We start from the raw sequence: 4,017 nt of genomic DNA, 5'->3' as shown, positions 1-4,017 counted from the left end.
TCCGACAGACTCCTAGGTAAATTTCAGCAGCTTTTTGGCAGCTCCAGTTTTTTCAGCAGTGCATAGAGGCGGGATTGGGAGAGGCCGGAGATGCGACAGGCTTCGCCAATGTTCTCCTGTGAAATGGATAGCAGGTCCAGGAAGTATTGCCTTTCCGCCTGGACGTGGATTGACTCGCGGAAATCATGGTATTTGGGAAAGGGAGCCACGGACCGGGGAGAGGATTCTGCATGGGGCTGGCCATTGCCGACGGTGGCTTTGGTCACATGAATGCGAATGTGGGTGGGCAGATGCTTGGGGAAAAGGATGGCCTCGGTGCCTGCAGCGGCAACAGTACGTTCCAGGGCATTGAACAGCTCTCGCACGTTTCCCGGCCACGGATATGAGACGAGCATCCTCAGGAAATCGGGCGCAAAGCCTTTGGCGCCAAGGGCGTACCGGTCACAAAGCCTGTCTACGCATCCCCTGGCAAGGATTTTAAGATCTTCGACGCTCTCGCAAGGGGGAAGTTCGATGGCAAAGGTACGGAGACGATAGAGCAGGTCCTGACGGAAAGTTCCCCTGTCAACCATCTCGTCCAGGTTTCGGTTGGTGGCGGCGATCAGCCTGAAATCGCTGGTGACTTCCCGCTGGCCGCCCACCGGGCGGAACCTGTGTTCCTGCAAAACACGCAGAAAGGCCTTCTGCATGGTAAGGGGAAGCTCGCCCACTTCATCGAGAAAGAGGGTACGCCGTCTGCCTGGGCAACAAGCCCTGGGCGCGCCTGCTCCGCGCCGGTAAAGGCGCCTTTCTCATGGCCGAAGAGCAGGCTCTCCACCAGGGTGTCGGGCAGGGCTGCACAGTCCACAACGACAAAGGGCTTTTCCGCCCGTCTGCTGTTGGCGTGGGTGGCTCTGGCAAAGAGCTCCTTGCCCGAGCCGGTTTCGCCGGTAATGAGGATACCGGCGTCACTGCCTGCAGCCTGAGCTACCTGCTCCAGGCAAGCGTTGATGCGCGGGCTTGAACCGATAATGCATCCCGCTTGAGCATCACCACGTTTCTTGCTGCATTGCTGTTCTGCTTCTGCTTGCGGTATTCCAGTGCCCGTACCAGGGAAAGGGTGATCTCTTTTACGGAAGAACCTTTTTCGATGTAGTCCCAGGCGCCGTTGTTGATGGCCAGTTCTGCACCGGTCGGATTGCCGTAGCCGGTCATGATGATGATTTCCGGCGCCGAAAGGGCAGCCTGGATGAGGGGAAGAACCGTCAACCCATTTCCATCGGGCATCCGCACATCAAGGAAAACCACGTCAAAATCATGGTCTGAAACCTGCTTTTGTCCTGCCGCCAGGGTATGGGTGCAGGTTACCTCGTGCCCCCACCGTTTTGCCACGTGGGACAGTGACTGGCACATCAGGTCGTCGTCATCGATGATGAGGATGTTCGCCATAGGGTACAAGAACCTTTTTTAGCCACGAATGACACGAATGGGCACGAATTGAAAATCGCTCTCCGGATGTATTCCCCAAAAAAGAAAAATAATGTGGAGGATGAAAAAAGTTCGAGAAAAAGATTTTATTCGTGTTAATTCGTGCCATTCGTGGTGAATGATTTTCGGTGTCAACCCTGATCCAGCACACGCCGGATCAGCTTCGCCATTTCCCCCCGTTCGAAGCTTCAGGGCCAGTTCTCGAATACCCAGGGATTCCTGGCCTTCGCGGGTGGCGAATTCCTGGGATGCATGGCCGAAGCCGGTGCAGAGGATCACCGGCATGTCCCCCCTGATCTGCAGAATTGCCCTGGTCAGTTCGGTACCGGTCATCTGGGGCATGGTCTGATCGGTGATCACCAGGTCAAAACAATGGGGTTGCAGCCTGAAGGTCTTCAGGGCTTCATTGCCGTCACGGCACGCTTCCACCTGGTATCCCAGCCGCTCCAGCATCTTTTGCCGGCAAAGAGCAGGTCCTCTTCGTCATCCACAAAGAGGATTCTTTCCTGCCCATGGAGCGGCGGGGGCTGCCAGATTTCGGCGGGTGACATCTCCGGAGTGTCAGTGCGGGGTAGAAAAATATGAAAGGACGCTCCCTTGCCTGGTTCGCTCACAACCATGATCGATCCGCCATGGTTTTTGACGATGCCGTGGACTACCGACAGCCCCAGCCCGGTTCCTTCCCCCCTGGTCTTGGTGGTGAAGAACGGGTCGAAGATCCGCTCAATGGTAGGCTGATCCATGCCGTGCCCGGTGTCCTGGACGCTCAATCTCAGGTAACGCCCTGAAGGAAGGTCGGGGAAGCCGGAGACGGCGGCGGTATCCAGATCCACATTTGCCAGCCTGATGTCCAGAACTCCGCCGCTGTCATGCATGGCATGGCCTGAATTGGTGCACAGGTTCATGATGATCTGGTGGATCTGGGTGGGATCGGCCATGACCATGCCCGGCTGGCTGCAGATGTCGTGACGGATGGTGATGGAGGTGGGGAAGGAGGCGCGCAGGAGTTTGAGGCATTCATGGATAATGCGCTCCACATGGACCGGTTGCCGCTCCTGTTCAACCTGACAGCTGAAGGTGAGGATCTGCTTGACCAGGTTTCTGCCCCGGTAGCTTGATTTGAGCACCACATCCAGAAGTTCCCTCACCGGGTCGTCTTCCGCTACATCATCCCGTGCCAATTCCGTACAGGTGATGATGGACGCCAGGCTGTTGTTGAAATCATGGGCAATGCCGCCGGCCAGGGTACCGATGGCTTCCATGCGCTGGGCCTGGCTCAGTTGGCGCTCCAGCAGGATCTCGTGGGTCACATCCCTGATCAGGGCCGCATAGGTGTTGGCAATGCCCGCTTCATCGGAGATGGACCAGAGGGTGGCGTCGAAATAGTACGGCAGAGGCTCTCCCCCCTTCTGGATGGCGTTGGTGATGCGCATGTCCCCGCGGGAAACGGCATCCCAGATGGCGGTGTAAAAGCCGTGCATTTGGGGCTCGCAGTCGATCTCCCGGATGTTCCTGCCGGTCATGGTGTCCGGGGCATGGCCGATGATTGCCTCCACTGCCGGGTTGGCATAGCGGATCAGGCCGCTGTCGTCCATGAGGATGATACCCTCCTGGGCCTGCTGGATTACCGATGCGAAAAGGGTCCGTTCCTTTTCCGCCTTTTTTCGCTCCGCATCCCTGCGCAATGCCCGAATGCCGAAGGAAAGATCAGCGGCCAGTTCTTCCAGGAGCTTCACCTCGGTGTTGTCAAAGGCCCCCTCTTCACCGGCAAGGATGACCAATGCACCAAAAGGGCCTTCATCTCCCAAGAGAGGAAGGGAAATGGATGCCGCAAAGCCATGCTCCATGGCACGGTCACGCCACAGTCTCCAGGTTGGATCGGACGGTATATGCTGGACGACGACTGTGCTGCAGCTGCGGATGGCCGTGCCGGTCGGCCCCCGTCCCCATTCGTTATCAATCCAGGATAGCTTCAGGTTCTTCAGGTAGTCATTCCGGTCTCCCCATTGGGCAACCGGCCTTACGGTCCGCTCCTCATCATGTTCGGCAATGCCCACCCAGGCCAGGCGATAGCCACCGATCTCCACAAAGGTGCGGCAGATCTGCTCCATCAGCTGTACTTCATCGGCAGCATGGATGAGCGCCTTGTTGCACTCGCTCAGGGATTTGAAGGCCCGGCCCACCCGGTGCAGGGATTCTTCCCGCTGCAGTATTTCTTCCAGGCTGTGATGGATGAGGAAGTAAAGCATCAGGGCGGTGACCAGGATGAAGAAGGTGTGGTTCGCCATCTCGAACCTGATGAAGGTAAAATATTGCCCCAGGTTGCCCGTGTGCAGATTGATGGCCGTAACTGCCCATAGGACACCGGTAAGGGTGTAGATGAGCACAATTGACATGGGGGTCAGTTTTACGCGTCCAGGCCAGCGGAGCATTGGGCACCCGACAGTGGCAGATTATAATTATAATGATTTAATTGTATCGCAGGTTCTGTTGGATGCCAGAGACCCCCCTCTATCCCCCCTATTCCATAGGGGGGAAGCGAACCCAGTG

Annotated in this window: 5 protein-coding genes; all 5 read right to left on the bottom strand. The window is 57.2% G+C overall.

Annotated elements, in window-relative coordinates:
* Positions 1-23: 23 nt before the first annotated feature.
* The 5 genes from JCM15764_RS30550 to JCM15764_RS20650 are packed head-to-tail and all read right to left on the bottom strand — an operon-like array spanning position 24 to position 3,863.
* Positions 24-689 (bottom strand): sigma 54-interacting transcriptional regulator, encoded by a 666-nt coding sequence (locus tag JCM15764_RS30550; protein WP_439645364.1) that lies wholly within the window; start codon positions 687-689, stop codon positions 24-26.
* A complete protein-coding gene (locus JCM15764_RS30545) occupies positions 602-979 on the bottom strand; it encodes a sigma 54-interacting transcriptional regulator (RefSeq protein WP_439645365.1) in 378 nt (125 codons plus the stop codon). The genes JCM15764_RS30550 and JCM15764_RS30545 overlap by 88 nt, the downstream gene beginning before the upstream one ends.
* Complete coding sequence (locus tag JCM15764_RS30540; protein ID WP_439645363.1) at positions 967-1,428, bottom strand: response regulator; 462 nt, start codon at positions 1,426-1,428, stop codon at positions 967-969. The genes JCM15764_RS30545 and JCM15764_RS30540 overlap by 13 nt, the downstream gene beginning before the upstream one ends.
* A gap of 18 nt (positions 1,429-1,446) precedes the next feature.
* Positions 1,447-1,920: a response regulator gene (locus JCM15764_RS25630; protein WP_243689551.1), complete on the bottom strand. Its 474-nt coding sequence runs from the start codon at positions 1,918-1,920 to the stop codon at positions 1,447-1,449.
* Positions 1,863-3,863, bottom strand: coding sequence for an ATP-binding protein (locus JCM15764_RS20650; RefSeq protein WP_243689550.1), 2,001 nt, complete (start codon positions 3,861-3,863; stop codon positions 1,863-1,865). Before JCM15764_RS20650 ends, JCM15764_RS25630 begins: the two co-directional genes overlap by 58 nt.
* Between the last annotated feature and the right edge of the window lie 154 nt (positions 3,864-4,017).

It is taken from the genome of Geotalea toluenoxydans JCM 15764 (assembly GCF_001311985.1).
In the GTDB taxonomy this organism is placed as follows: domain Bacteria; phylum Desulfobacterota; class Desulfuromonadia; order Geobacterales; family Geobacteraceae; genus Geotalea; species Geotalea toluenoxydans.
Note: the sequence above shows the minus strand (reverse complement) of the source record. Positions and strands in the feature narration are given on the sequence as shown.